The sequence below is a fragment of the Streptomyces mashuensis genome (genome assembly GCF_014654785.1).
GTDB lineage: Bacteria > Actinomycetota > Actinomycetes > Streptomycetales > Streptomycetaceae > Streptomyces > Streptomyces mashuensis.
The window spans coordinates 319,965-345,224 of record NZ_BNBD01000005.1; the positions used below are offsets into that span (position 1 = coordinate 319,965).

The 25,260-nt window shown below is 72.5% G+C and carries 22 protein-coding genes; 20 read left to right on the forward strand and 2 right to left on the reverse strand.

Features of this window, described 5'->3' with window-relative positions:
• The first annotated feature begins 44 nt into the window (after positions 1-44).
• The 4 genes from IE305_RS15690 to IE305_RS15705 all read left to right on the forward strand — a co-directional run bounded on the left by IE305_RS15690 (position 45) and on the right by IE305_RS15705 (position 4,858).
• The gene (locus IE305_RS15690; RefSeq protein ID WP_444546163.1) at positions 45-1,733 is read left to right on the forward strand and encodes a type IV secretory system conjugative DNA transfer family protein; all 1,689 of its coding nucleotides are present in this window, start codon (positions 45-47) and stop codon (positions 1,731-1,733) included.
• Positions 1,730-2,122 (forward strand): DUF4913 domain-containing protein, encoded by a 393-nt coding sequence (locus IE305_RS15695; protein WP_190130175.1) that lies wholly within the window; start codon positions 1,730-1,732, stop codon positions 2,120-2,122. Before IE305_RS15690 ends, IE305_RS15695 begins: the two co-directional genes overlap by 4 nt.
• 70 nt (positions 2,123-2,192) lie before the next feature.
• Positions 2,193-3,347: a hypothetical protein gene (locus tag IE305_RS15700; RefSeq protein WP_190130176.1), complete on the forward strand. Its 1,155-nt coding sequence runs from the start codon at positions 2,193-2,195 to the stop codon at positions 3,345-3,347.
• Positions 3,348-3,361: 14 nt separating this feature from the next.
• Entirely contained in the window at positions 3,362-4,858 is a 1,497-nt protein-coding gene (locus IE305_RS15705) for a glycosyltransferase family 4 protein (protein ID WP_190130177.1), read from the forward strand.
• A 55-nt stretch (positions 4,859-4,913) separates the two neighbouring features.
• Here IE305_RS15705 and IE305_RS15710 read toward each other — a convergent pair whose 3' ends face one another.
• The gene (locus IE305_RS15710; protein ID WP_190130178.1) at positions 4,914-5,618 is read right to left on the reverse strand and encodes a hypothetical protein; all 705 of its coding nucleotides are present in this window, start codon (positions 5,616-5,618) and stop codon (positions 4,914-4,916) included.
• Positions 5,619-5,965: 347 nt separating this feature from the next.
• Here IE305_RS15710 and purN point away from each other — a divergent pair, with 347 nt between their 5' ends.
• Positions 5,966-6,595, forward strand: coding sequence for a phosphoribosylglycinamide formyltransferase (purN, locus tag IE305_RS15715; RefSeq protein WP_190130179.1), 630 nt, complete (start codon positions 5,966-5,968; stop codon positions 6,593-6,595).
• Positions 6,592-8,178, forward strand: coding sequence for a bifunctional phosphoribosylaminoimidazolecarboxamide formyltransferase/IMP cyclohydrolase (gene purH / locus IE305_RS15720; protein ID WP_190130180.1), 1,587 nt, complete (start codon positions 6,592-6,594; stop codon positions 8,176-8,178). Before purN ends, purH begins: the two co-directional genes overlap by 4 nt.
• 88 nt (positions 8,179-8,266) lie before the next feature.
• Here the strand turns inward: purH and IE305_RS15725 are convergent, their stop codons facing one another.
• Positions 8,267-8,848, reverse strand: a complete 582-nt coding sequence (locus IE305_RS15725) for a hypothetical protein (RefSeq protein WP_190130181.1) — start codon at positions 8,846-8,848, stop codon at positions 8,267-8,269.
• Positions 8,849-9,073: 225 nt separating this feature from the next.
• Between IE305_RS15725 and IE305_RS15730 the strand changes: the two genes are divergently transcribed.
• The 14 genes from IE305_RS15730 to IE305_RS15795 all read left to right on the forward strand — a co-directional run bounded on the left by IE305_RS15730 (position 9,074) and on the right by IE305_RS15795 (position 25,252).
• Positions 9,074-9,943, forward strand: a complete 870-nt coding sequence (locus IE305_RS15730) for a bifunctional methylenetetrahydrofolate dehydrogenase/methenyltetrahydrofolate cyclohydrolase (protein ID WP_190130182.1) — start codon at positions 9,074-9,076, stop codon at positions 9,941-9,943.
• Between the two features lie 52 nt (positions 9,944-9,995).
• Positions 9,996-10,418, forward strand: a complete 423-nt coding sequence (locus IE305_RS15735; RefSeq protein ID WP_229891015.1) for a DUF3017 domain-containing protein — start codon at positions 9,996-9,998, stop codon at positions 10,416-10,418.
• A 383-nt stretch (positions 10,419-10,801) separates the two neighbouring features.
• Positions 10,802-11,596: a helix-turn-helix domain-containing protein gene (locus IE305_RS15740; protein WP_190130184.1), complete on the forward strand. Its 795-nt coding sequence runs from the start codon at positions 10,802-10,804 to the stop codon at positions 11,594-11,596.
• Positions 11,593-12,519 (forward strand): helix-turn-helix domain-containing protein, encoded by a 927-nt coding sequence (locus tag IE305_RS15745; protein WP_190130185.1) that lies wholly within the window; start codon positions 11,593-11,595, stop codon positions 12,517-12,519. The genes IE305_RS15740 and IE305_RS15745 overlap by 4 nt, the downstream gene beginning before the upstream one ends.
• 318 nt (positions 12,520-12,837) lie before the next feature.
• Positions 12,838-13,899 (forward strand): helix-turn-helix domain-containing protein, encoded by a 1,062-nt coding sequence (locus tag IE305_RS15750; protein WP_190130186.1) that lies wholly within the window; start codon positions 12,838-12,840, stop codon positions 13,897-13,899.
• Between the two features lie 169 nt (positions 13,900-14,068).
• Positions 14,069-15,058: a malate dehydrogenase gene (locus tag IE305_RS15755; protein WP_190130187.1), complete on the forward strand. Its 990-nt coding sequence runs from the start codon at positions 14,069-14,071 to the stop codon at positions 15,056-15,058.
• A gap of 238 nt (positions 15,059-15,296) precedes the next feature.
• The gene (locus tag IE305_RS15760) at positions 15,297-16,928 is read left to right on the forward strand and encodes an AbeC-like domain-containing protein (protein WP_190130188.1); all 1,632 of its coding nucleotides are present in this window, start codon (positions 15,297-15,299) and stop codon (positions 16,926-16,928) included.
• Positions 16,921-17,424, forward strand: a complete 504-nt coding sequence (locus tag IE305_RS15765; RefSeq protein ID WP_190130189.1) for a hypothetical protein — start codon at positions 16,921-16,923, stop codon at positions 17,422-17,424. Before IE305_RS15760 ends, IE305_RS15765 begins: the two co-directional genes overlap by 8 nt.
• A gap of 19 nt (positions 17,425-17,443) precedes the next feature.
• A complete protein-coding gene (locus IE305_RS15770) occupies positions 17,444-17,794 on the forward strand; it encodes a hypothetical protein (protein ID WP_190130190.1) in 351 nt (116 codons plus the stop codon).
• Positions 17,795-18,029: 235 nt separating this feature from the next.
• Positions 18,030-19,544: an aldehyde dehydrogenase family protein gene (locus IE305_RS15775; RefSeq protein ID WP_190130191.1), complete on the forward strand. Its 1,515-nt coding sequence runs from the start codon at positions 18,030-18,032 to the stop codon at positions 19,542-19,544.
• An 89-nt stretch (positions 19,545-19,633) separates the two neighbouring features.
• Complete coding sequence (locus tag IE305_RS15780; protein WP_190130192.1) at positions 19,634-21,184, forward strand: GMC family oxidoreductase; 1,551 nt, start codon at positions 19,634-19,636, stop codon at positions 21,182-21,184.
• The gene (locus tag IE305_RS15785) at positions 21,184-22,335 is read left to right on the forward strand and encodes a quaternary amine ABC transporter ATP-binding protein (RefSeq protein ID WP_190130342.1); all 1,152 of its coding nucleotides are present in this window, start codon (positions 21,184-21,186) and stop codon (positions 22,333-22,335) included. The genes IE305_RS15780 and IE305_RS15785 overlap by 1 nt, the downstream gene beginning before the upstream one ends.
• Complete coding sequence (locus IE305_RS15790) at positions 22,332-24,275, forward strand: ABC transporter permease (protein WP_190130193.1); 1,944 nt, start codon at positions 22,332-22,334, stop codon at positions 24,273-24,275. Before IE305_RS15785 ends, IE305_RS15790 begins: the two co-directional genes overlap by 4 nt.
• Complete coding sequence (locus IE305_RS15795; protein WP_190130194.1) at positions 24,275-25,252, forward strand: ABC transporter substrate-binding protein; 978 nt, start codon at positions 24,275-24,277, stop codon at positions 25,250-25,252. The genes IE305_RS15790 and IE305_RS15795 overlap by 1 nt, the downstream gene beginning before the upstream one ends.
• Positions 25,253-25,260 lie beyond the last annotated feature (8 nt).

Here is a 25,260-nt window from a genome sequence, read left to right on the forward strand (position 1 = left end):
GCGGCGTCGGCTCGGGTGACGACTCGCTCCTGGTACCGGTTCTGGTGCTCGTCGGCGCGGCCGCTGTGGCCTGCACGCTGCTGACAGCTCCGCTCGCGGGGGTGCTGTCCGGGCGGGGGTGGCCGAAGTGGGTGTACGACGACCCGGCGACGACAGCCGTCATGACCGTGGTCCGGGGTCCCGGGTCGGCCTACGTACCCGCCCCGCCGACCTGGTTGTTCTGGGTACTCACACTCCTGCTCCTTGCCGGCACGGGCGTAGCGGTCCTGTGGCTCTTCGGGCGCCGCGGCAAGAGGCCGACGGGCCTGGCCGGACCGCGGGAACTGGCCGGACTGCTGCCCAAGGGGGCGGCGGAGCGTGCCCGGCAGTTGCGGCCGGTGCTAGCTGGGGTCAAACACCTGGACCCCGACGACACAGGTAACCTCCTGGGCAACCTCGAGCCCAAGGGCCCAGAGCTGAGATCCTCCTTCGAGGACGTCGAGCTGGACCTGATGGCTCCCCGGGCGGGCAAGTCCACGGGCATCGCCGTGCCGCGCGTCCTGCGGGCGCGCGGGTCGGTGCTGCTCACCTCCAACAAGGCCGATGTCTACACCGTGACCAAGGCCGAGCGGGCGAAGGTGGGCACGGTGTGGACCTTCGACCCTCAGGGCATTGCACACTCTCCACGTGAGATGTGGTGGGACATGCTTGCCGATGCGGCGACCGTAGAGGGTGCCCGCCGGCTGGCCGGTCACTTCATCGGAGCGGTCAACGACGACGCGTCCAAGAGGGATTTCTGGATCTCGGCCGCGCAGAACACCCTCACCGCCCTCTTCCACGCGGCGAATCGCGGGGGGCGTCAAGTCCGGGACGTCCTCTCCTGGCTGGCGGACCCGGCGGACCGCACCCCCGTGGACCTGCTTCGGGATGCGGGCATGGAGGCACTCGCCGAACAATTGCAGGGCACGATCAGGGGCGCGGTGGAAACGCGCGACGGCATCTACGAGACGGCACGGCAGTGCGTGGCCTGCCTCCTCGATCCGAAGATTGCCGCCTGGGTGACCCCCGACCCCCGGGTGCCACAGTTCCAGCCGGACACCCACGCACTGAGCCGGGACACCCTCTACCTGCTGTCGAAGGACGGTGGCGGCTCTGCCGCAGGAGTGATCGCCGCAGTGGCCGACTCGGCGCTGCGTGCCGGCGTCGTGGCCGCCGAGCGCATGGGCGGGCGTCTTGAACCACCCATGACGGCTGTGCTCGACGAGGCCGCGAACGTCTGCCGCATCTCCGACCTGCCCGACCTCTACTCCCACTTCGGGTCCCGCGGCATCAACGTCGTGACGCTGCTTCAGAGCTACCGGCAGGGCAGCCGGGTGTGGGGAGAGGCCGGTATGGACGCCCTGTGGGGCGCCGCCACCATCAAGCTGCTCGGCGCCGGTCTCGACGACGCCGACTTCATCGAGAAGATCTCACGGCTCGTCGGCGAACACGACGTGAGCACCGTTAGCTACTCGAAGAGCGGCTCCACCCGGACGCGTTCGACTTCGTACCGCCTTCAGCGCATCATGCCCGCCGATCGCATCCGGGCGTTGCCCAAGGGGACCGCGCTTCTCCTCGCAACCGGTGTAAAGCCGGCACTGATCCGGTTGAGGCCCTGGTACCAGGAGCCGGGGGCCGGCCACATCCAGGCGGCGGCACAGGCGGAAGTCAAAGCAATCACGGGGCGGGCCGCGGAGGGGGCGACACGTACATGAACGAACCGGGCACTGACGCCGGACAGGCCGGAGCGCCCTTCATCCTCTACCTCGAGGGCGAGGACCAGCGGGCGGCGATGGAAGGGCTGGCGTACTGGGTGAGTGAACTGCTGCTTCCCGTGTACGGCAGAGAGGTCACTTCGCGAGCACCGTGGTGCCCGCAGTGGTGGGAGCACCTCGAGGCTGTGGCACAGCTCCATGGGTTGTGGCTCGCCTGGCAGGAGCTCACGGGGACGAATGGAGGACCGACCGGTCCGGCGATGTGGCACCGCGACTTCCTGACCCCCGTGATGCAGACGCTGAGGGACCCGGACGGGCCGTTCGCCGGGTGCCGGGCGGGGGGCCACCGAGCGAAGGACGTACCGGTGGCGGAGCCGTACCCGGCGTGACGGCACGCCATCGCCAGTAGCGAACGGACCGGGTGCACGGCTGCGCCCGGCACGACATGAGAGGCGATACATGAGTGAAAAGTCCGAACTGATGGACGCGTACGACCGTCTGTACTCCGCGGCGGCCCGGATGATGTGGGCTCAGATGGGGCCCCACTGGCGGGACGAGGACGAAGAGTCGGAATGGCCTGCTGCGTGGCGGAAGGCATGGCAGCACCTGGAGCAGGTGCTGCTCGACGCCGAGGCCGCGCTCGGCGCGCCGCAGCCCGGTGAGGCGTCCGACCCGGCGCGGCATCTGATCTCGCGGCGCGCCCCTGGCGGCGTGGACCGCCCGCTCACCTTCGACGAAGCGGTGCGGGACTGGAAACAGCGGCTCGACGCCGACCCGGGGTACCTCGTGGAGCGTGGGAAGCCCTACTGGGACTACTACATGGAGCCCGGGTCCTGTGTGGTGATCCCTTCAGCACCGTACTTCGGAATGATCGGCATCTTTCCTGAGCTGTTCCACCGGCTGGCTCCGGGACGGCCCGAGGTCACCATCGGCCCGGGTGCTGCGGACCTCGGCGCTGTGGCGCACGAGGCCGCGGACGCTCTGCGGGCTCCGCTGGGCGTCACCACACCCACACCGTACCCGGGGGGCTCTCCCTGGATCTCTCCCGTCTCCCGCCGGGTGTCGGAGCTGCCCGATCTCCCGGAGCGGTTCGAGACGCTGCGCCGCGCTGCCTGGCACGCGGCGGAACCGATGCCCTCACCGGAGTCGCTGATGGGTTCGCTGGACTTCACTGTCCATCTGAAGACGGCCGTGGCGGCAGCTGACATCCGGCAGATGCTGGCCGGCCAGCCGGCGCCGGCGTGGCGCGAGGAGTACGAGCAGATCGACCCGGCGCGGCACGGGGTCGTGGGGCTCGTGTCCGGTCCCGGGGACGAGGCGGTGCCGGTGCCCTTCGAGGAAGAAGCCGCCGACTGGCGTGAGCTGAATGCCAAGGGAGCCACACCCTGGACACCAAAGGAGTACCAGCGGCAGTACTACCCCGACCGGGGTGAGGCCGAGAACGTGGTGATCTCGGCCACCCGCGCTCTGGTGTTCGCGGAGATCCTCGACGAATTTGCGGCGCGCCTGACGCCGGGGCGCCACTCGGGGCTCATCCACTACAGCGCCTACGAGCTTGGCCAGTTCCTCATCTGGGGAATCGGCCGTGAGCTGCGCGCCCACTCCGGATTCTGAGGGGAGGGCGCCACATGACAGACAAGCGGTACCGCATTCTCGTCGTTTCCAACATCAGCGGCATGGGCGGCGGTGGCATTCCGGTGTTCAACCAGCACATCACCGAGGCACTTGCCAAAGATCACGACGTGACGCTCTTCACCGCCGACCCCGACACGCAGCCCCACCAGGGTGCGCGGATGGTCTCGACTCCCCCGGTACCGGAGGGCGCGGAGGGCCGCGCGTGGATACAGTTCCAGTCCACGATCGATCCCCGCGCTCACGGTCTCCCCGATCCGCAGGAGCGTCCCTTCGACTTGATCGTCGGCCACTCCCGGTTCTCCGGGCCAGCCGCCGCCGAGCTGCGGGAACGCTGGTACCCGGATGCGAAGGTCGCGCACTTCCTGCACACCAGCCCGGAACGGCTTGCCGAGGTCAAGTACGCCCATGACCCGGCGCACGCTCAGGCCAAGGCTGCACGGGACTCCCGAATCGAGCGTGAGGTGATGGACCGCGCGGATGTGGTCGTCGGCGTCGGCCCCCTGCTGACCGTGGAAGCCGAGCGATTGTCGTCGACAGGGCAGCACGTACCCGACTCGCACCAGCTCATTCCCGGCGTGAAGATCGAGGAGCTGGTGGAGCGTGGCCCGCACGCGGGACGGTTCAACCTTCTCGTCATGGGGCGGACGGACGATTCGCTGAAGGGTGTCGACGACGCGTTGCGCGCCGTGAAGTTCCTGAACGACAGAGGTGTTGACGTCCACCTCACCGTACGTGGTGCCGACCCCGAAACGCTCGATAAATCACTGAAAGCGGCCGAACGGATTGCCGGCAAGGGAAACTTCACGATCAAGCCGTTCACCAAGGACGACAATGAGCTGAAGAACGACATCATCAACGCCGATGCGGTCATCATGCCGTCCAAGCACGAGGGCTTCGGCCTCGTGGCCACCGAAGCAGCAGGTCACGGCGTGCCCGTCCTTGTGAACCAGGAGAGCGGCGCCGCGCAGTTTCTCGGCGACAAGGGAAGGATCGCGCCCGAGATCGGGCAGCCGTGCATCGTCCCGGAGCCGAAGAACCCGGACCGCCGGTTCATGAGCTGGGCCAAGGCCATCGGTGAGCTGAAGGCCGACCTTCCTCAGCGACGAGAGAATGCCAAGCAGCTCCGGGAGGCGCTCAAGGCGTACTCGTGGGACCACGCGGCCGAGGCCCTGGTCGAGGCGTCCATGCAGGCCACTTCTCGACCCCGGCAAACAGAAGGAGGCCATGCGCAGGAGCGGAGGTCGGCGACAGTCCAGGGGCCGCACGGGCAGCTGGTCCGCAGTGGCGGTACGTCGCAACCTGAGAATGCAGCCGCTCCTGGACCGCGCAGTGCCATGGCCAGAGCCGCCCGACTGACCTCTCCGGGGGTGAGACCTCCCGACGGGCAGTCCCAAGGACCTAGGCCTGCCGAGCCCCGGCCGGGTCCGGCGGCACAACGGTTCCAGTTGCCGCAGTCGCGCTCAGGCACCGGGAGGGGCCCCGGGCGATAAGACTCACCGGTCGCCGGGCAGCCCCGTGCCTCGGGTGCCCCGGCGACCGGACACCTCAGTCCTGGTTCCCCAGCAGCGGCCGCAGGCGCTTCGGGAGGTGTTTCACGCAGGCGTCCTGGGACTTCTGGGTCAGGGCGTCGTCGACGCACGTGTAGTAGTCGCGGTAGACCAGGTGGAACGCGAAGGTGGCCGCCACGATCGCGAGGGCCAGGCCGCCCGTGACCAGGCCGCTGACCGCCGCCGTCGTCTGGGGGCGGAGGCCGCCCGGGGTGGGCGGCGGGAGCGGGGTGTCGGGGTCGCGGGGCTTGGCCTTGGCGCGCAGGGAGCTGACGCCCCAGTAGACGGAGAGGGCGCCGAGCAGCAGGGCCACCTGCGGGATGCCGAAGAGCGCGAAGAAGAAGCCCCACATGCCGGCGAGCAGGGCGTAGCGGGCGCGCCGCTGGGCGGGGTCGGTCGGGTCCCAGCGCATGCCGCCGCCGGGGCCGCCGGACGGGCCGCCGGGGCCGCCCCAGCCGTCGCCCTGCCGGTCCGGCTGACGGTTGCTCCACTGGCTGCCCCACGCGGGCCGGTCGCCGGGCCCGTCGGTGCCGTTCCCGCCCTCCTCGCCGTCCCCGGCCGGGCGCCGGGGCTGCCACGGCTGGTCGGGCCGGTCCTCCGGCGGCGCCGCGAACGGGTTGTCCCGCTGCTCCTCGCGCAGCGCGGGCGCGGTGGGCAGCGGCAGCGGGGGGCGGTGAGCCGCGTGGCGGCGTCGGTCCGGCATGTGGAGTGAGTCTTCCCCTGGTGAACTTGGTGAACTTGATGAACGCGGTGAATGTGGTGAACGTGACAACTCGGTGACGTCCTGCGCTTCGAGCCTACGGCGCCGGGTCCGTTTCCCGCGTCGCCGTCCGCTCCCGTCCCGACGCTACCTCCCGTCCCCGCCCCCGTCCCGCGAGGGCGGTCCGGTGTGCCGGTATCGTTGCTGGCGGCCGGCGGCTTCGTAGAGTCCCCCGTATCCGGCGGGCTCGCCGTTTCGTACGACCATACAAAGACGTATGCGCGTACCGATCCGTTGCAGAGCCGTCCGCGCCCCCGACCACGAGAACCACCCGCGAGAAAGGGCCCACCGTGGCGCCGCCCTCCCGCCCTCCCGCCCGCATCGTCGCGCTCGTCTCCGGCTCCGGCACGAACCTCCAGGCGCTGCTGGACGCCGTCGCCGCCGACCCGGAGGGCTACGGCGCCCGCGTCGTGGCCGTCGGGGCCGACCGCGAGGGCATCGCCGGCCTGGAGCGCGCCGAGCGCGCCGGGCTGCCCACGTTCGTCTGCCGGGTGCAGGACCACCCCACGCGGGCCGCGTGGGACCGGGCCCTGGCCGACGCCACCGCCGCATACGAGCCCGACCTGGTGGTGTCCGCGGGCTTCATGAAGATCCTGGGCAAGGAGTTCCTGTCCCGGTTCGGCGGCCGCGTCGTCAACACGCACCCCGCGCTGCTCCCCAGCTTCCCCGGCGCCCACGCGGTGCGCGACGCGCTCGCGTACGGCGTGAAGGTGACCGGGTGCACGGTCCACTTCGTCGACGAGGGTGTCGACACGGGCCCGGTCATCGCCCAGGGCGTGGTCGAGGTCCGGGACGAGGACGACGAGTCCGCCCTGCACGAACGCATCAAGGAGACCGAGCGAGCCCTGCTCGTCGAGGTCGTGGGTCGCCTGGCCCGCAACGGTTACCGCATAGAGGGACGAAAGGTGAGGATCCCGTGACCGCCGAAGGTACCGCCGAAGGTACGAAGCGACCCGTCCGCCGGGCGCTGGTCAGCGTCTACGACAAGACCGGGCTGGAGGAGCTGGCCCGCGGCCTGCACGCGGAGGGCGTGGAGCTGGTCTCCACGGGCTCGACCGCCGCCCGGATCGCCGAGGCGGGCGTCCCCGTCACCCGCGTCGAGGAGCTCACCGGCTTCCCCGAGTGCCTCGACGGCCGGGTCAAGACGCTCCACCCCCGCGTCCACGCCGGCATCCTCGCCGACCAGCGCCTGGACAGCCACCGCGCCCAGCTCGACGAGCTGGGGGTGCGCCCCTTCGAGCTCGTCGTCGTCAACCTCTACCCGTTCCGGGAGACCGTGGCCTCGGGCGCGGCGCCCGACGAGTGCGTCGAGCAGATCGACATCGGCGGCCCCTCGATGGTCCGCGCCGCCGCCAAGAACCACCCCTCCGTCGCGGTCGTGGTCAACCCGGCCCGCTACGACGACGTGCTGAAGGCCGTCGCGGACGGCGGCTTCGAGCTGGCGGCGCGCAAGCGCCTGGCGGCCGAGGCGTTCCAGCACACGGCGGCGTACGACGTGGCGGTGGCCAACTGGTTCGCGAGCGACTACGCCGCCGACGAGGAAGAAGCCTTCCGCGCCTTCCCCGCCTTCACCGGCGCGACGTTCCAGCGCGCGAACGTGCTGCGTTACGGCGAGAACCCGCACCAGCCCGCCGCCCTCTACACCGACGGCACCGCCGGCGGGCTCGCCAACGCCGAGCAGCTGCACGGCAAGGAGATGTCGTACAACAACTACGTCGACACCGAGGCCGCGCGCCGGGCGGCGTACGACCACGACGAGCCCTGCGTCGCGATCATCAAGCACGCCAACCCCTGCGGCATCGCGGTCGGCGCGGACGTCGGCGAGGCGCACCGCAAGGCGCACGCTTGCGACCCCCTGTCGGCCTTCGGCGGCGTCATCGCCGTCAACCGGCCGGTGACGCTGGAGATGGCCGAGCAGGTCGCGGAGATCTTCACCGAGGTCATCGTGGCGCCGTACTACGAGGCCGGCGCGGTCGAGGTGCTGTCGCGCAAGAAGAACATCCGCGTGCTGCGCTGCCCCGACGCGCCCGCGCAGCAGCTGGAGTCCCGGCCGGTCGAGGGCGGCATGCTGCTGCAGGTCCGCGACCGGCTGCAGGCCGAGGGCGACGACCCGGCGCACTGGACGCTCGCGACGGGTGAGCCGCTGGCGGCCGGGGAACTGGCCGAGCTGGCCTTCGCGTGGCGCGCCTGCCGCGCGGTGAAGTCCAACGCGATCCTGCTGGCCAAGGACGGGGCCACGGTCGGCGTCGGCATGGGCCAGGTCAACCGGGTGGACTCGGCGCGGCTGGCCGTGCAGCGCGCCGGCGAGGAGCGCGCCCGCGGTTCGTACGCGGCGTCCGACGCGTTCTTCCCCTTCCCGGACGGGCTCGAGGTGCTGACCGCCGCGGGCGTCAAGGCCGTGGTGCAGCCGGGCGGTTCCGTGCGGGACGAGCTGGTGGTGGAGGCCGCGAAGGCGGCGGGCGTGACGATGTACTTCACGGGCACGCGGCACTTCTTCCACTGATGCACGGCCGGAGCAACGACGGAGGCCCCGCCCCCTGGTGGGGGCGGGGCCTCCGGGCCACACTGTGAACTGCTATGTGCGCGTCACTTCAGTGGCGGGGACGGCGGAACCACTGGGCCGACGCCTGCTTCGCCGCGAAGACGATGATCAGAATGGCCATGATCAGGGTCAGGAGGCCGAGGCCGAGAAGAACCACGGTGATCAGACCGCTGATGATCGCGAACGAGGCGTAGACGATCGTTCCGACGCGCACGCCGTTGCCGCCCTTGCCGTAACGGACGGCGAGCAGGATGCCGAGCAGCGCGAAGACGATGGCGAGGGTGGCGAAGAAGGCCAGGCCGCCCTTGCCGGCGTCGATGAACTTGTCGACATTCACCTCGTTGCCGTTGGCGTCGGTCACGACCTTGCCGGGCTCGACCTTGTCGGTGGCCTCCGTGAACTTCGCGAGGCCCCACATGCAGAAGCCGCCGATGAGCACGTGGATCGCCGCCACGACGTACAGCAGCGTGCGGGCCGCCTTGGTGATGCCGGGCATCGTCATCGGCGCGTAGGGGGCCGCGGGGTAGCCGCCCGGGGCGGCCTGCGGGTACGCCCCGTAGGGCTGCTGGGCGTAGCCCGGGGCGCCGCCCTGGGGCGCGCCGTAGGGGTTGTTCTGGTCTCCGAAGCTCATCGCTCGGTCATTCCTCCGTCGAAACGTCGTGCGGGGACGACGCGGGCACCTGGAGGCGGATGATGCGTGTCAGCGGTAGTTCCCCCGTCTCCGCCCGCGGCACGCGGATCATCGTTATTTGACATTCGAATTTTGTCCAGCTGATACCCAATGGCGTAGGGCAGTGACGTCGCGACGACGGCGCTGATTGGAACGGGAACCACCCGATCCGGGAGGATGGAAAACATGACCGCCCAGATTCTCGATGGCAAGGCCACCGCGGCCGCGATCAAGTCCGAACTCTCCGCCCGGGTGGCGGCCCTCAAGGAGCGGGGCGTCACGCCCGGCCTGGGCACCATCCTGGTCGGCGAGGACCCGGGCAGCCAGAAGTACGTCGCGGGCAAGCACCGCGACTGCGCCGAGGTCGGCATCGCCTCGATCCAGCGCGAGCTGCCCGCCACCGCCACCCAGGAGGAGATCGAGGCGGTCGTCCGCGAGCTCAACGAGGACCCGTCCTGCACCGGCTACATCGTCCAGCTGCCGCTGCCCCGCGGCATCGACGAGAACCGCGTCCTGGGGCTGATGGACCCGGCCAAGGACGCGGACGGCCTGCACCCGACGAACCTGGGCCGCCTGGTGCTCAACGAGCCCGCGCCGCTGCCGTGCACCCCCAACGGCATCATCACGCTGCTGCGCCGGCACGGCGTGGAGATCAACGGCGCCGAGGTCGTGGTGGTCGGCCGGGGCGTGACGATCGGCCGCCCGATGCCGCTGCTGCTGACGCGGCGGTCGGAGAACGCCACGGTGACGCAGTGCCACACGGGCACCCGCGACCTGGCGGCGCACCTGCGCCGGGCCGACATCGTCGTGGCCGCCGCGGGCGTGCCGCACCTGATCAAGCCGGAGGACGTGAAGCCGGGCGCGGCCGTGCTGGACGTGGGCGTCAGCCGGGACGAGAACGGCAAGATCGTCGGCGATGTGCACCCGGGCGTGCGCGAGGTGGCGGGCTGGATCTCCCCGAACCCGGGCGGCGTCGGCCCGATGACGCGGGCCCTGCTGCTGGCGAACGTGGTGGAGGCCGCGGAACGTGCCGCGGGAGTGGCCGATGCAGGCTGAAGCCTCCGCGGGCGGGTCCCCGGCGCGGAAGTCCCCTACGGGTAGGTCCCCGATGGGGAAGTCCCCCATGGGGAAGTCCCCGATGGGGAAGTTCTCGCGCCGGCCGCCGAAGCTGACGCGGGACACCGCGCGGCCGGAGGGCGGCGGCCGGGCCGCCCCCGGGGACGCGCCCGCGCCGGCGCGGCAGTGGCCGCTGCTGGCCGTGCTCGGGACCACCGGGCTGGGGCTGCTGATCGTGGCGTTCGACGCGTTCCGCGTCGGCACGCTCGTGGTCGGCCTGGCGCTGATCGGCGGTGCCGCGCTCCGCTGGGCGCTGCCGTCGGTGGGCATGCTGGCGGTGCGGTCGCGCTTCACCGACCTCTTCACGTACGGCGGCCTCGGCCTGGCCATCGTGCTGCTGGCGCTGATGGCCCAGCCGCACCCGTGGCTGAAGATTCCCTTCCTCGACGAGGTGCTGCACTTCACGGTCCGCTAGGGCGGGCCCGTAGGGGAGGTGCCCGGGACGGGCCGGGTCCGGCGGTCCGTCCTCTCCCCCGAAAGAGGGCGGACCGCCGGTGGGACGGGGCGGTGCGGGGTGGACCGCGCCGCCCCGTCCTGCGGTAATGACTCTGATGCGCCACATCCTCGGCTTCCAGAGGATCGGGCGGAATGCGGCCGTCGTGGGACGTCCCACGGTCCGACCTGCGTGGACGCCGGGCCCGGAGACGCCGTCGTGGGACGGTGGGACGGCGTGCGGGCTGGCCGGAAGTCGCCGGAACCGGTTGCGGGGGTGGGAACCCGTACCGCGTGCCTCGCCATGATGTGCGGCAGAGGAGGCTTCTCGCCTCGGGGGACTCTGTGACGCGTATGGGGTGGAACATGCCGCGTTGGAAGGAACTGCCCGCGACGCTCGATCCGCGGGTCGCTCAACTCGTCGTCCAGTTACGCAGGCTGAAGGATCGCAGCGGGCTGAGCCTGGCCTCGCTCGCGGCGAAGACCTCCTACAGCGCCTCCTCCTGGGAGCGCTATCTCAACGGCCGGCAACTGCCGTCGCGCGACGCGGTCGAGGAGATCGCACGGGTGTGCGGGACGGACGCCACGCGCCTGCTGGTGCTGCACGAACTGGCCGAGGAGGCATGGTCGTCGAGCCGTACGGAAGCGGGAACGGCGGGGTTGGCGGGCCTGCCGGGTCCGGCCGGCCCGCCCCCGGCAGGCCCATCCCCGGCCCCGCCGCGGCGTCGTACCGGCCTGCTCGCCGGCGTGGCGGCCGCGGTGCTCGTCGTGGCCCTGGCGGTGGGGCTGCTGATCGCGCGACCGTGGCGGGACGACGGGCCGAAGGCGGACGGCGCGGAGGCGGGGGCGGGCGCGAGTGCCTCGCCGTCGCTGTTCGTGTTCGTCCAGGGCCGGTCCCGGCCGTGCGACGTACGGCGGGAGAACGGCGAACTGCGCGCCGGGTACAGCCCGACCCGCACCGCGCTGATGGACCTCAAGAGCTCCGGCTGGGAGGTGCTGGAGGCCCAGTGCCTGCTCAAGCACCACGGCTTCGACCCGGGCCTGACCGACGGCGCGTACGGCGAGCGGAGCAAGGAGGCGGCCCGGCGCTTCCAGAAGGACCGCGGCCTGGTCGTCGACGGGATCGTCGGACCGGACACGTGGAAGGAGTTGCGGAAGTGACCGCCGGCCGGACGCTGCCGCCGGAGTGCGCGCGGCTGGCCGCCGGGCTGCGCGGGCTGCGGGACCGTACGGGTCTGAGCCTGGCCGCGCTCGCCGGGCGCACGCCGTACAGCAAGTCGTCGTGGGAGCGCTACCTCAACGGCAAGAAGCTGCCGCCGCGGCAGGCGGTCGCGGAGCTGTGCCGCCTCGCGGACGAGCCGCCGGACCGGCTGCTGGCGCTGTGGGAACTGGCGGAGCCGGTGTGGAGCGGCCGGGCGGCGGAGGGTTCCGGGGTGCGGGTGCCCGTAGGGGACGCAGGGCCCGTACGGGCCGTAGGTGCCGTAGAGGCCGTACGGGCCGTAGGGGACGCTCCGGACCCGGACCCGGCCCCGGCTCACGTCCGTCAGGGCCGTCAGGGCCGGTGGGTCCGGCGGGGCCGGCCCCGTGCCGCCTTTCTGGCCTCGGGGGTCGTCGCCGTCGTCGCGGCCGTCGTCGTGCCGCTGGTCCTGACCACCGGAGAGCAGGCGTCCGGGGGTCAGGGGCCGCTCGGGGACGCGCCCGCCGCCTCGCAGCCGTACCCGCAGTCGTACGAGCCCGGGTGCAAGGGGCAGGACTGCGAGGGCGCCGACCCGCAGCAGATGGGGTGCGGCGCGCAGGGCATGGTGGAGACGTTGCTGCGGCGCGTGGCGGCCGGCGGGCAGCGCGTGGAGCTGCGGTACGCGGAGAAGTGCGGCGCGGTGTGGGTGCGGACCATGAACCTGCGGCTGGGCGACCGGGTCGAGGTGTCCCTGCCGGGCGCCGACCCCAAGGAGGTCAGGGCCGCGACACAGCGCGACACGGAGGTGTACTTGGCCACGGCCATGACGGCGACCCGGGACCCGCGGGCCGCGCGGGTGTGCCTGCGGCCGGCCGCGGGCGGCGGCCCCGAGTGCTTCACCGTGTAGGAGGCAACTGGGGCAGCTGAGGCAACAGGCTGCTTGTCATATGCCGTTGTTGTATGTCTTGGCGCCTGGGGCGCATGTGGCGGCCGCCGTCCGGGTAGGGATGGACGGCAGCGGTGCCGGGCAGAGCGTCCGCCGGTCCGCCAGGGGCGTGCGCCCCACGGGGTCCGATCACCCCCGAACGCCACCGTGCGCCGCCCTCCGGGGAACTGACAAGCTGCCCGGGGGCATCCCCATGGGTAGGCGCGGGGCGGTGCCGCGGAAGCGTCCACGGGGGAACGACGGAGCAAGGGCGTACGGACCGGGGGACAGGGGAGGGAAATGCCGCGTTGGAGGGCGCTACCGGAGGAACTCGACCCGCAGGTGCGGGAGTTCGCCGAGCATCTGCGCAGACTCGTGGAGCGGAGCGGGCTGGGCATCGGCGCCGTGGCCGATCGCACCGGCTACAGCAAGACGTCGTGGGAGCGGTACCTGAACGGCCGCTTGCTGCCGCCGCGCGGCGCGGTCGAGGCGCTGGCCGAGGTCACGGGGACGGACCCGCGGCACCTCGGCACGCTGTGGGAGCTGGCCGAGCGCGCCTGGAGCCGCGCGGAGCTGCGGCACGACGAGACGATGGAGGCGGTGCGCGTCGCGGAGGCGCGGGCCGCACTGAGCGAGGCGGAGGCGGCGCCGCCCCGGGGCGCGCGCAGCAAGGTGCGCTCCGCCCTACGGGCCGAGGGCACCGGTCCGGAACACGGGGACCGGGAGCCCGACCGGGTGAACACCGGCCTGCCCCGCTCGCCCGAGGCGGCGGACGTCCGCGACAAGGCCATCCCCCTCCGCGCCCCGGCCGGCGGCGGGCCGCGCCCGAAGGCCCGGCGGCGGCGCAACGTCGTGCTGTTCGCGGTGGGGGCGGCCGGGGCGCTGCTGGTGGCCGCGGCGGCCGTGCTGCTGTGGGGCGGCGAGGACGACGCGCCGGCGCCGGCGCCTGCCGCGGCGGCGCCCGGCCCGAGCGGCTCGCAGTCCGCGCAGTCGCCGGCACCCACCGGGGTGAAGTGCACGGGCTCCGCCTGCGCCGGACAGGACCCCGAGGCGATGGGGTGCGGCGGGCTGCACGCCACGACGGCCGGTTCGGCCACGGTGGGCACGTCGTACCTGGAGGTCCGGTACAGCAAGGCCTGCGGGACCGCCTGGGCCCGCATCACGCAGGCGGTGCCCGGCGACTCCCTGCGGATAAGCGCGACGGGAGCCCAGCAGAGCGGGCGGGTCGACCGGGGCGCGGACGGCCATACGCGCATGATCGCGGTGACCGGCGCGCGGCAGGCGAGCGCCTGCGCGACGCTGGTGTCGGGGCGGAAGGGCTGTACGACGCCGCGCACGGCGGAGCCGGGGCCGACGGGGTAGGGACGGGGCAGGAACGGGGTGGGCGAGTGACGGTGAGGCGTCCCACACCGGGTCGGGGCACCGGGCCGGGCAGGGTCGGATAGCCTGACGCCGGATCTCTTGACACCGAGAGAGATCCACCACGCATTGGGCAGGGACACCCACCGCCAGTTCGCAGCAGGAGATCGCCATGACCCGCACTCCCGTCAATGTCACCGTCACCGGCGCGGCCGGTCAGATCGGCTACGCGCTGCTCTTCCGCATCGCCTCCGGTCACCTCCTCGGCGCGGACGTGCCGGTCAAGCTGCGCCTGCTGGAGATCCCGCAGGGCCTGAAGGCCGCCGAGGGCACCGCCATGGAGCTCGACGACTGCGCGTTCCCGCTGCTGCGCGGCATCGAGATCACGGACGACCCGAACGTGGCGTTCGACGGTGCGAACGTGGCGCTGCTGGTCGGTGCCCGCCCCCGCACCAAGGGCATGGAGCGCGGTGACCTGCTGGAGGCCAACGGCGGCATCTTCAAGCCGCAGGGCGAGGCCATCAACGCGCACGCCGCGGACGACATCCGCGTCCTGGTCGTCGGCAACCCGGCCAACACGAACGCGCTGATCGCCCAGGCCGCGGCGCCGGACGTGCCGGCGGAGCGCTTCACGGCGATGACCCGTCTGGACCACAACCGCGCGCTGTCGCAGCTGGCGAAGAAGACCGGCGCCTCCGTGTCCGACATCCGCAAGCTCACGATCTGGGGCAACCACTCGGCCACCCAGTACCCGGACATCTTCCACGCGGAGATCGCCGGCAAGAACGCCGCCGAGGTCGTCAACGACGAGCAGTGGCTCGCGGACGACTTCATCCCGACCGTCGCCAAGCGCGGCGCCGCCATCATCGAGGCCCGCGGCGCGTCCTCGGCCGCCTCGGCCGCCAACGCCGCCATCGACCACGTCCACACCTGGGTCAACGGCACCGCCGAGGGCGACTGGACCTCCATGGCCATCCCGTCGGACGGCTCCTACGGCGTCCCCGAGGGCCTGATCTCCTCGTTCCCGGTCGTCTGCAAGGACGGCAAGTACGAGATCGTCCAGGGCCTGGAGATCAACGACTTCTCCCGCACCCGCATCGACGCCTCGGTCGACGAGCTCAAGGAAGAGCGCGACGCGGTCCGCGCCCTCGGCCTGATCTGACGGATCACCCGCACCCCCGAGGGGCCCCCGGCGGCACGAGCCGCCGGGGGCCCCTCGTCGTGCGCCCGGTTGCGTTGCGGCGGGGTCACGATCCAGCGCACATCCGGCGCACTTGCGGGGTGCGGAGGGGGCTTGGTGGCTTATTCTGGGTGCTTCCTAAAACTCGTCAACTCGTGTAGTGCGCAGGGGAGTTCATGATCCCTGCGGGGCTCGCGGGGGGACGGAACGGGGGACAGAGATGAGTCAGTCCGCCCGGGACTCGCGGTCGGAGGCCACGCGGTTACTCTGCGCGGGGACCTACCTCGACATCGAGTTCCGCCGCCGTGTCATCGAAGAGCTGGTGGAACACCAGGAACGACCCGTCGCGCCCTCGCTGGGCGTCGACGTGGTGCCCGTGCTCGCCCACGCGCTGCGGGCCCGGGCGCAGGACACCGTGACCGCGGTGCTGCTGCTCGTGCTGTGGGCGGCCTTCATCGGGGTCGATGCCGCCGCCACGCCCGAAGGGGCGCCCTTTCCTCTGCCGCTGTGGTCGGGGCTGTACGCCTTCCTGTGCTTCGTGCACTGGTCCGCGCATGCCGCCGGGCGCGGGGCGGCCGTCTACGTCGTCGACAAGAGGACGCTGCGCCAGGCGCTGCGCGGCAGCGGCGCCTCGCGGGCGCTGCGGGTGCTGCTGCCCGTCGGGCTGCCCGTGATGACCCTCGCCTACTGGGTCTTCGCCTTCTGGGTCCTCGCCCAGGGCGCCGGCAACTGGCAGGCGGTGATCTTCCCGCTGCTCCTCGTGCTGCCCGTGTGGGCCCACCGCACCCGCGTGGCGGCCGTCATGTGCGACGAGCTCGCCCGCGTGCCCTTCGAGAGCGGCGGCCGTGCCGTGCCCGGCGGGGAGTACTACAAGGACATCGCCCGCGCCATCGACCGTGAGCAGTACGCCCACCTGACGATCTACGACCCGTCGCGGCCCTTCCTCGGTCTGGGCCTGCCCTTCGAGCCCTGGTCCTTCGCCGTGGAGCTCAAGCGGCGCGAGGGGGCGGAGGGGACGGAGGGGGAGGCCACCGGGGCCCTCACGGCCCGTAGCGTCGTCGATCTCATCCGGCCCCGCCTCGAAGGGCTGCGTGCCGCCGCCGCGGCCACCAGCCGCGACCGGCTCAAGGACCTGGAGATCGAGGAGCTGGTGTACCTGCCCGTCGGCCCGGCCCGCCCCCGCGTGCCGTACGACGAGGGCACCGTCCTGCGGCACGTGGCCGAGGCCGTCGACGAGGGCGGCGAGGCGCGCCGCTACTTCCTGCGCGTACGGGTCGGCGCCTGGGACGAGCAGCTCGTGGTCTCCGTGCTGGTCCGGGTGCACACCCAGGGCGGCATGCTCGTCCTCGAAGTGGCGCCCCACCTGCTGCTGCCGGTCCGCCCCGAGTTCCGTGCCGTCGACGTGATCGCCGCCCGCGGCACGGACGACCAGTTGCGCGACGGCGTACGGGCGCTGCTGACCGCCCCCGGTGCCGGGTTCGCCGCCGGCGTGGCCGGCATCCACTCCGCGGTCTCCGGCTTCCGCACCTGGCTCGCCGACCCGCGCCGTGCCGCGCCCGACGGGCCGGTGACGTCGGTGCGGGAACTCGCGGCGGTGCCGGAGATCTCGCTGTTCCAGAAGTTCGACGCGAGCCGGTACGTGAAGACCGTCCAGGACCGCATCAGCAGCGGCGTGCGCGAGGCACTGCGTTCCCGCGGCTACCGGACCGACGAGTTCGAGCAGCAGATCGTGCAGGTCAGCAAGGGCGGCATCTACATCGGCTCGATGAGCGGCGGCGCCGTCGCCCAGGGCGCCGGCGCCGAGGCCAAGCACTCGGCGAAGCACTCCACAGGAGCGGGGGACGATGACTGACACAGGGAAAGAGCAGGGCGGCATTTCGATCGGGTCGCTGACCGGCGGTGCCGTCTCCCAGGGCGACGGTTCGCACGCCGAGGACCGGTCCGAGCGCATCGGTTCGGAGCCGGCGGGCGCCGCCCATGGGCCCGTACCGCAGGCCGCCGACGGCGGGATCGCCGTCCATACGATGGCGGGCGGCGCCGTCGCCCAGGGCGACCGCGCGGCCGCCGTCGACGCGTCGCGCCGGCTGCTCGCCGTACCGGACGAACTCCTCGATGCCATCGGTCTGTTGCGCAGGGAGATGGCCGACCGGCCGCGTGCGCACGGCGACGGGATCGACGAGGTGGACGGCGAACTCGCCGATCTCCAGGAGGAGGTGCGGCGTACCGGCCGCGCCCGGCGCGGGCGCCTCGCGCGCCTGCGCACGTTGCTGAACAGCGGCGCCACGGCCGCCGGCGGACTCGCGTCCGCCGTCGCCGTCGTCGACGGCATCAGCCAGTTACTGTCCTGACAGCGGCGAGGACGACGACATGAGCCATTGGGATCCCGATCTCCAGCGCTGGGTCGATCCGTCGACGGACCGTCAGAGAAGCGAGCAGGCAAGGGCCGTGGGCGAGCCCGTGTGGGATCTGCCCACCGGCCCCTCCCACACCTCCCTCGTCGCCGGTGCCGTGGCCGGTCTGCTGCTGGCCGTCGGGCTCGGTGTGGGCCTCTGGCTGCTGCTCGGCGGCAACGACAGCGGCACCAGCAGCCCCGGCACCGAACTGCCGGGGTACTCCACGCCCGCATACCCGACCCCGGGCTACCCGACCTTCGGGTACCCGGCGCCCGCCTATCCGACCTTCGGCTACCCGACCTTCAGCTACCCCACCTTCGGCTAGGCGGCACCCGGTCACCGGCTACTGCTCGTGACCGTCACCCCACGGAAACCCGCAAAATCCGCCACGGTTAGTGACTCGGGTCACTCTTTGTGAAGCAGGAGGCATACGTTCAGCGCTTCTGGTTAGGGGCGTCCCGTCGCCGGACCTGATCCGGTCGTGCCCGACTCGTCCGGCAATGACCGACTCGCGGCCGGCGGCGGTCCGTCGTCACCGGAAGGTAAAGGCAGCAACCGTCATGTCGTCGTCAGTCGAGACCATCCACGTGGACGGAGTGTGGCGCGCCGCCGCGTCCCACGCACGACGGGAGGTGCTCGACCCGGCCGACGCCACCGTCCTCGCGGTCGTCGCCGAGGGCGGTGTCGCCGACACCGACGCCGCCGTCGCCGCGGCCCACCGCGCCTTCGCCGGCGGCGAGGGCGCCTGGCCCCGCACGCCCGTCGCCGAGCGCGCCGCGCTGCTGCGTCGCGTCGCCGGCCTGCTCCAGCGCGACCGCGAGGCCATCGCGCTCACCGAGAGCCGCGATACCGGCAAGACCCTGGAGGAGGGCCGCGTCGACGTCGACGACGTGACCGCCGCCTTCCGCTACTTCGCCGACCTCGTCCTGGGCGAGGGCCCCGGCCGGGTCGTCGACGCCGGCTCCGACGACGTGCACAGCGTCGTCGTGCACGAGCCCGTCGGCGTCTGCGCGCTCATCACGCCCTGGAACTACCCGCTGCTCCAGGCCAGCTGGAAGATCGCCCCGGCTCTCGCCGCCGGCAACACCTTCGTGATCAAGCCGAGCGAGGTCACGCCGCTGTCCACCGTGCACCTGGTGCGGCTGCTGGCCGAGGCCGGTCTGCCGGCCGGTGTGGCCAACCTCGTCACCGGCGCCGGCGACCCCGTGGGCGCCCGCCTCGCCGAGCACCCCGACGTCGACCTCGTCTCCTTCACCGGCGGCCTGACCAGCGGCGTCAAGGTGGCGCAGGCCGCCGCGCCCACTGTGAAGAAGGTCGCGCTCGAACTCGGCGGCAAGAACCCCAACGTGGTCTTCGCCGATGCCTGCGCCACCGACGCCGGCTTCGACACCGCCGTCGACCAGGCCCTCAACGCCGCGTTCATCCACAGCGGCCAGGTCTGCTCGGCCGGTGCCCGGCTCATCGTCGAGGAGTCCGTGCGGGAACGATTCGTCGCCGAACTCGCCCGCCGCGCCGAGCGCATCCGCCTCGGCCGCGGCACCGAGCCGGGCGTGGAGTGCGGCCCCCTCGTCTCCGCGCAGCAGCTCGCCAAGGTCGAGGCGTACGTCGCCTCCGCGCTCTCCGAGGGCGCGGTGCTGCGCTGCGGCGGCGCCCGGCCCGAACCCGACGCGAAGACCCGGCCCGCCGAGGGCTACTTCTACTCCCCGACCGTCCTGGACCGCTGCCACCGCAAGATGAAGGTGGTGCGCGAGGAGACCTTCGGGCCGATCCTCACGGTCGAGACGTTCCGCACCGAGGACGAGGCCGTGGCCCTCGCCAACGACACCGAGTACGGGCTCGCCGGCGCGGTGTGGACCAAGGACGCGGGCCGGGCCCGCCGCGTCGCGCGGCGGATGCGCCACGGCACCGTCTGGATCAACGACTACCACCCCTACCTGCCGCAGGCCGAGTGGGGCGGCTTCGGCCGCTCCGGCACCGGGCGCGAACTGGGCCCCGCCGGGCTCGCCGAGTACCGCGAGACCAAGCACGTGTACCAGAACCTCGCGCCGAAGCCGGTGCGCTGGTTCGCCGGCTGAGCCACCCCAGGCCCGCCCCCGTACCCGTACGCCACAGCCCGTACGCCCCACCCCCGTCCCGCCGTCCGCCCGACAAGGAGTTCACCCCCATGCCCCCTGCCCGGAAGACCGTCAGCGCCGACTACGTCGTCGTCGGCGGCGGAACCGCGGGATCGGTCATCGCCTCCCGCCTGACCGAGGACCCCGCCGTGACCGTCGTGGTCGTCGAGGGCGGGCCGTCGGACGTCGGCCGCGACGACGTCCTCACCCTGCGTCGCTGGCTCGGCCTGCTCGGCGGCGACCTCGACTACGACTACCCGACCACCGAGCAGCCGCGCGGCAACTCCCACATCCGGCACAGCCGCGCCCGTGTCCTCGGCGGCTGCTCCTCCCACAACACCCTCATCTCCTTCAAGCCGCTGCCCGGCGACTGGGACGAGTGGGCCGAGGCCGGCGCCGAGGGCTGGGACGCCGCGTCGATGGACCCGTACTTCGGCCGGCTGCTGAACAACATCGTCCCGGTCGACGAGAAGGACCGGAACGCCATCGCCCGCGACTTCGTCGACGCCGCCCGCAAGGCCACCGGCGTGCCGCGCGTCGAGGGCTTCAACAAGGCGCCGTTCCACGAGGGCGTGGGCTTCTTCGACCTCGCGTACCACCCGGAGAACAACAAGCGCTCCTCCGCCTCCGTCGCCTACCTGCACCCCTTCCTCGACCGCCCCAACCTCCACCTCATGCTGGAGACCTGGGCGCACCGGCTGGAGATCGAGGCCGGCCGGGCGCGCGGCGTGCACGTGCGCACCAAGGACGGCGAGGAGGTGTACGTCGAGGCCGGGCGCGAGGTGCTCGTGTGCGCCGGTGCCGTCGACACGCCGCGGCTGCTGCTGCTCTCCGGCATCGGCCCCAAGGCCGACCTGGAGGAGCTGGGCATCCCGGTCGTGCACGACCTGCCGGGCGTCGGCGAGAACCTGCTCGACCACCCCGAGTCGGTCATCGTCTGGGAGACCGACGGGCCGATCCCCGAGAACTCGGCGATGGACTCCGACGCGGGCCTCTTCGTGCAGCGCGACCCGGCGGCCAACGGCCCCGACCTGATGTTCCACTTCTACCAGATCCCGTTCACCGACAACCCCGAGCGGCTGGGCTACGAGAAGCCCGAGCACGGCGTGTCGATGACGCCCAACATCCCCAAGCCGCGCAGCCGCGGCCGGCTCTACCTCACCAGCGCCGACCCGTCCGTCAAGCCCGCCCTCGACTTCCGCTACTTCACGGACGAGGAGGACTACGACGCCCGCACGCTCGTCGACGGCATCCGCATCGCCCGCGAGATAGCGAGGACGGAGCCGCTGGCCGGCTGGCTCAAGCGCGAGGTGTGCCCCGGCCCGGAGATCACCTCGGACGAGGAGATCAGCGAGTACGCCCGCAAGGCGGCGCACACCGTCTACCACCCCGCCGGCACCTGCCGGATGGGTGCCGCCGACGACGAACTCGCCGTCGTCGACCCGGCGCTGCGCGTCCGCGGCCTGGAGGGCATCCGCATCGCCGACGCCTCCGTCTTCCCGACGATGCCGGCCGTGAACCCGATGATCGGCGTGCTGATGGTGGGGGAGAAGTGCGCCGAGCTGCTTGTCCAGTCCCCGGCCGAAGGGGGTGAGGCGTGATGACGAACGCCGGCAGTAGTACGACCCGCACGCAGGCCCGCACGCCCGCTCAGCCGCCCGTCTTCTCCGTCCGCAACCTGTGGAAGGTCTTCGGGCCGAAGGCCGGACGCGTCCCGGCGGACGAGAAGCTCGCGGCGCTGTCGCCCGAGGAGCTGCGCGAGCGCACCGGCTGCACCGTCGCCGTGCGCGACGTGTCCTTCGACGTCCGGCCCGGCGAGTGCTTCGTCGTCATGGGCCTCTCCGGCTCCGGCAAGTCCACGCTCGTCCGCTGCCTCACCCGGCTGATCGAGCCCACCAGCGGCACCATCGCCATCGACGGCGAGGACGTGTGCGGCATGGACAAGGGCGCGCTGCGCAGCCTGCGCCGGCACCGCGCCGCCATGGTCTTCCAGCACTTCGGCCTGCTGCCGCACCGTTCCGTCCTCGACAACGTCGCCTACGGCCTGGAGATCCAGGGCGTGGCCCGTGCCGAGCGCCGCGCCAAGGCCGCCGAGATGGTGGAGAAGGTGGGCCTGGCCGGCCTGGAGGGCCGCCGTCCGGGCCAGCTCTCCGGTGGCCAGCAGCAGCGCGTCGGCCTGGCCCGCGCACTCGCCGCCGACCCCGAAGTGCTGCTGTTCGACGAGCCGTTCAGCGCCCTCGACCCGCTGATCCGCCGCGAGATGCAGGACGAGGTCGTCCGCCTCAACCGCGACGAGGGCCGCACCATGGTCTTCATCACGCACGACCTCGGCGAGGCCCTGCGCGTCGGCGACCGCATCGCGCTGATGCGCGCGGGACGCGTGGTGCAGTGCGGTACGCCGGAGGAGATCGTGGGCTCGCCGGCCGACGACTACGTACGGGACTTCGTCCGCGACGTGCCCCGCGAGCAGGTCCTGACCGTGCGCCGCGCCATGCGGCCCGTCGGCGGCCTGCACGAGACGGAGACCGGCGCGGCGCTCGCCCCGGCCACCACCGTCGCCGACGCCATCGAGGCCGTCGCCCGCACCGGCACCCCCGCCCGCGTCGTCGACCAGGGCCGCTGCCTGGGCATCGTCGACTTCCAGGGCCTGCTGAACGTCGTCGCGGGCCTGGACGGGACGCAGCAGGAGCCGGGACCCGAGCCCGGACCCGAGCCCGGCCCGGAGACCCGTCTGGAGAAGGCCGCAGCATGAGCACCGCAACGACGGCAGCCACCGCCACCGCCCCGCGCCGGCCGCGCCTGAGCCCCGCCGCGCGCCGGGTCCTGCTGGTCGCGGCGGCCATGGCGGCGGTGGCGCCGTTCGCCGCGGCCCACTGGGGCAGCGGCATGTGGCCCGGCGCCCTCACCGTCCACCTCGACGGGCCGCTGGGCCGGGTCAACGACTGGATCATCGACAACCGCGACAGCCACTGGCTGTTCCTCTACTTCTTCGGCCACATCAGCAACGCCGTCGTGGGCGCGGTGCGCGCCGTGTACGTGGTGCTGCTCGCCCTGGGCTGGGCCGGCGTGACCGCCGGCGCCTCGCTGCTGGCCTGGCGGCTGGCGGGCGTACGGGCGGCGGTGACGGCCCTCGCGTCGTTCGCCGTGTGCGGGCTGCTCGGCATGTGGGTGCCGACGATGCGCACGCTCGCGCTGATGGTCGTCGCGGTGGCGGTCTCCGTCGCCGTCGGCGCGCTGCTGGGCCTCGCGGCCGGCCTGTCCGACCGTACGTTCCGGGCGCTGCGGCCCGTCCTCGACACGATGCAGGCGCTGCCGGCCTTCGCGTACCTGCTGCCCGTGGTGCTGGTCTTCGGCATCGGCGTGGCCCCGGCCGTCCTGGCCACGGTCGTCTACGCTGCCCCGCCCATGGCCCGCCTCACGGCACTGGGCCTGCGCGGCACGGACAAGGGTGTGCTGGAGGCCGTCACGTCGCTCGGCACGACCCCCCGCCAGCGCCTGCTGACCGCCCGCCTGCCCCTGGCCCGCCGCGAACTGCTGCTGGGTGTCAACCAGAGCATCATGATGGCCCTGTCGATGGCCGTGATCGCCTCGGTCATCGGCGCCGACGGCCTGGGCGACCGCGTCTACCAGGCCCTGTCGACGGTCGACGTGGGCGCGGCCCTGGCAGCGGGCGTACCGATCGTGCTGCTGGCGATCACGCTGGACCGGACCACGTCCGGTCTGGGGCAGGAGGGGCACAACCGGACCCGCACCCGGGCGACGGCAGAGTGGGCGACGGCCGCTGCCGCAACGGCAGCCGCCGCGTGGGCGGCCCACGGCAAGACCTGGCCGCACGGCCTGACCGTGCACATCGAGAGCGCGACGAACCGCGCCAAGGACTGGCTGGTCGACCACCTTTCCCACGGCATCCCCGGCATCGGTGGCACCGCCGACTGGGCCGCCCACTACACCGGCTGGGTCCTCGACCCCCTGCGCACCGCCCTCCAGAGCACCCCGTGGTGGGCCGCGCCCTTCGTCGTCGCCGCCCTCGCGTGGGCGATCGGCACCTGGCGCACCGCCCTGACCTCGGCGGTCTCCCTCGCCCTCATCGGCGTGCTGGGCCGCTGGGAACCGGCGATGGACACGCTCTCCCAGGTCCTGGCGGCCGTGGCCGTCACCCTGGTGCTCGGCATCGCCATTGCGGTGGCCGCGGCGCGCAGCCGGCGCGTCGAGCGTGTGCTGAGGCCCGTGCTGGACGTGTTCCAGACGATGCCGCAGTTCGTGTATCTCATCCCCGTCGTCGCGCTGTTCGGCGTCGGGCGGGCACCGGCCGCCGCCGCGGCGGTCGTCTACGCGCTGCCGGCCGTCGTCCGCATCGTCAGCCAGGGGCTGCGGCAGGCCGACCCGGCCGCGCTGGAGTCGGCGCGCTCGCTGGGCGCGACCGGCGGGCAGCAGCTGCGGCAGGTGCAGTTCCCGCTGGCCCGCGCCGAACTGCTGCTGGCCGTCAACCAGGCCGTGGTGCTCGTCCTGTCGGTCGTCATCATCGGCGGTCTCGTCGGCGGCGGCGCGCTCGGCTACGAGGTGGTGTTCGGCCTGGCCCAGGGCGACCTGGCCACCGGCCTGACGGCGGGCACCGCCATCGCCTGCCTGGGGCTGATGCTCGACCGGGTGACGCAGCCGACGAAGGCGCCCGCTCACAAGGAGGACGCGTGATGACGTTCCGCAGGAAGACGGCCGTCGCCACGGCCGCACTCGGCCTGCTCACCGTGGCCGTGACCGGCTGCGGCGCCGCCGACATGACGCGGCAGGCGTCCCCGTACGCCAACGCCGCCGGCGCGAAGACCGTGACGCTGTCCGTGCAGTCGTGGGTCGGCGCGCGCGCCAACGAGGCCGTCGCCCAGTACCTGCTGGAGCACGAGCTCGGCTACCGCGTCGACACCGTGCAGGTCGACGAGATCCCCGCCTGGGACGCCCTCAGCCAGGGCCGGGTGGACGCCATCCTGGAGGACTGGGGCCACCCCGACCAGGAGAAGCGGTACGTCCGTGACAAGAAGACGGTCACCGACGGCGGCGAGCTCGGTGTCACCGGCCACATCGGCTGGTGGGTGCCGAAGTACTTCGCCGACGCCCACCCCGACGTCCTCGACTGGAAGAACCTCAACCGGTACGCGTCGCAGCTGCGCACCGCCGAGAGCGGCGGCAAGGGCCAGCTGCTCGGCGGTTCGCCGTCGTACGTCACCAACGACAAGGCGCTGGTGAAGAACCTGAACCTGGACTACCAGGTCGTGTTCGCCGGTTCCGAAGCGGCGCAGATCACGCAGATCAAGCAGTTCGCCAAGGACCGGAAGCCGTTCCTCACCTACTGGTACGAGCCGCAGTGGCTGTTCAACGAGGTGCCGATGGTGGAGGTGAAGCTGCCCGAGCACACCGACGCGTGCGCCGAGAAGGGCGCGGCGGACCCCTCCACGGTCGACTGCGCGTACCCGACGACGCCGCTGCGCAAGTACCTCAACGCGCAGTTCGCGCAGAAGGGCGGCAAGGCGGCGGCCCTGCTGCGCAACTTCCGCTGGTCGAAGGCCGACCAGAACGAGGTCGCGCAGCTGATGGCCGAGGACCGGCTGAGCGCGGACGAGGCCGCGAAGCGCTGGGTGAAGCGCCACCCGGACGTCTGGAAGGCGTGGCTCCCGTAAGGTCCGGG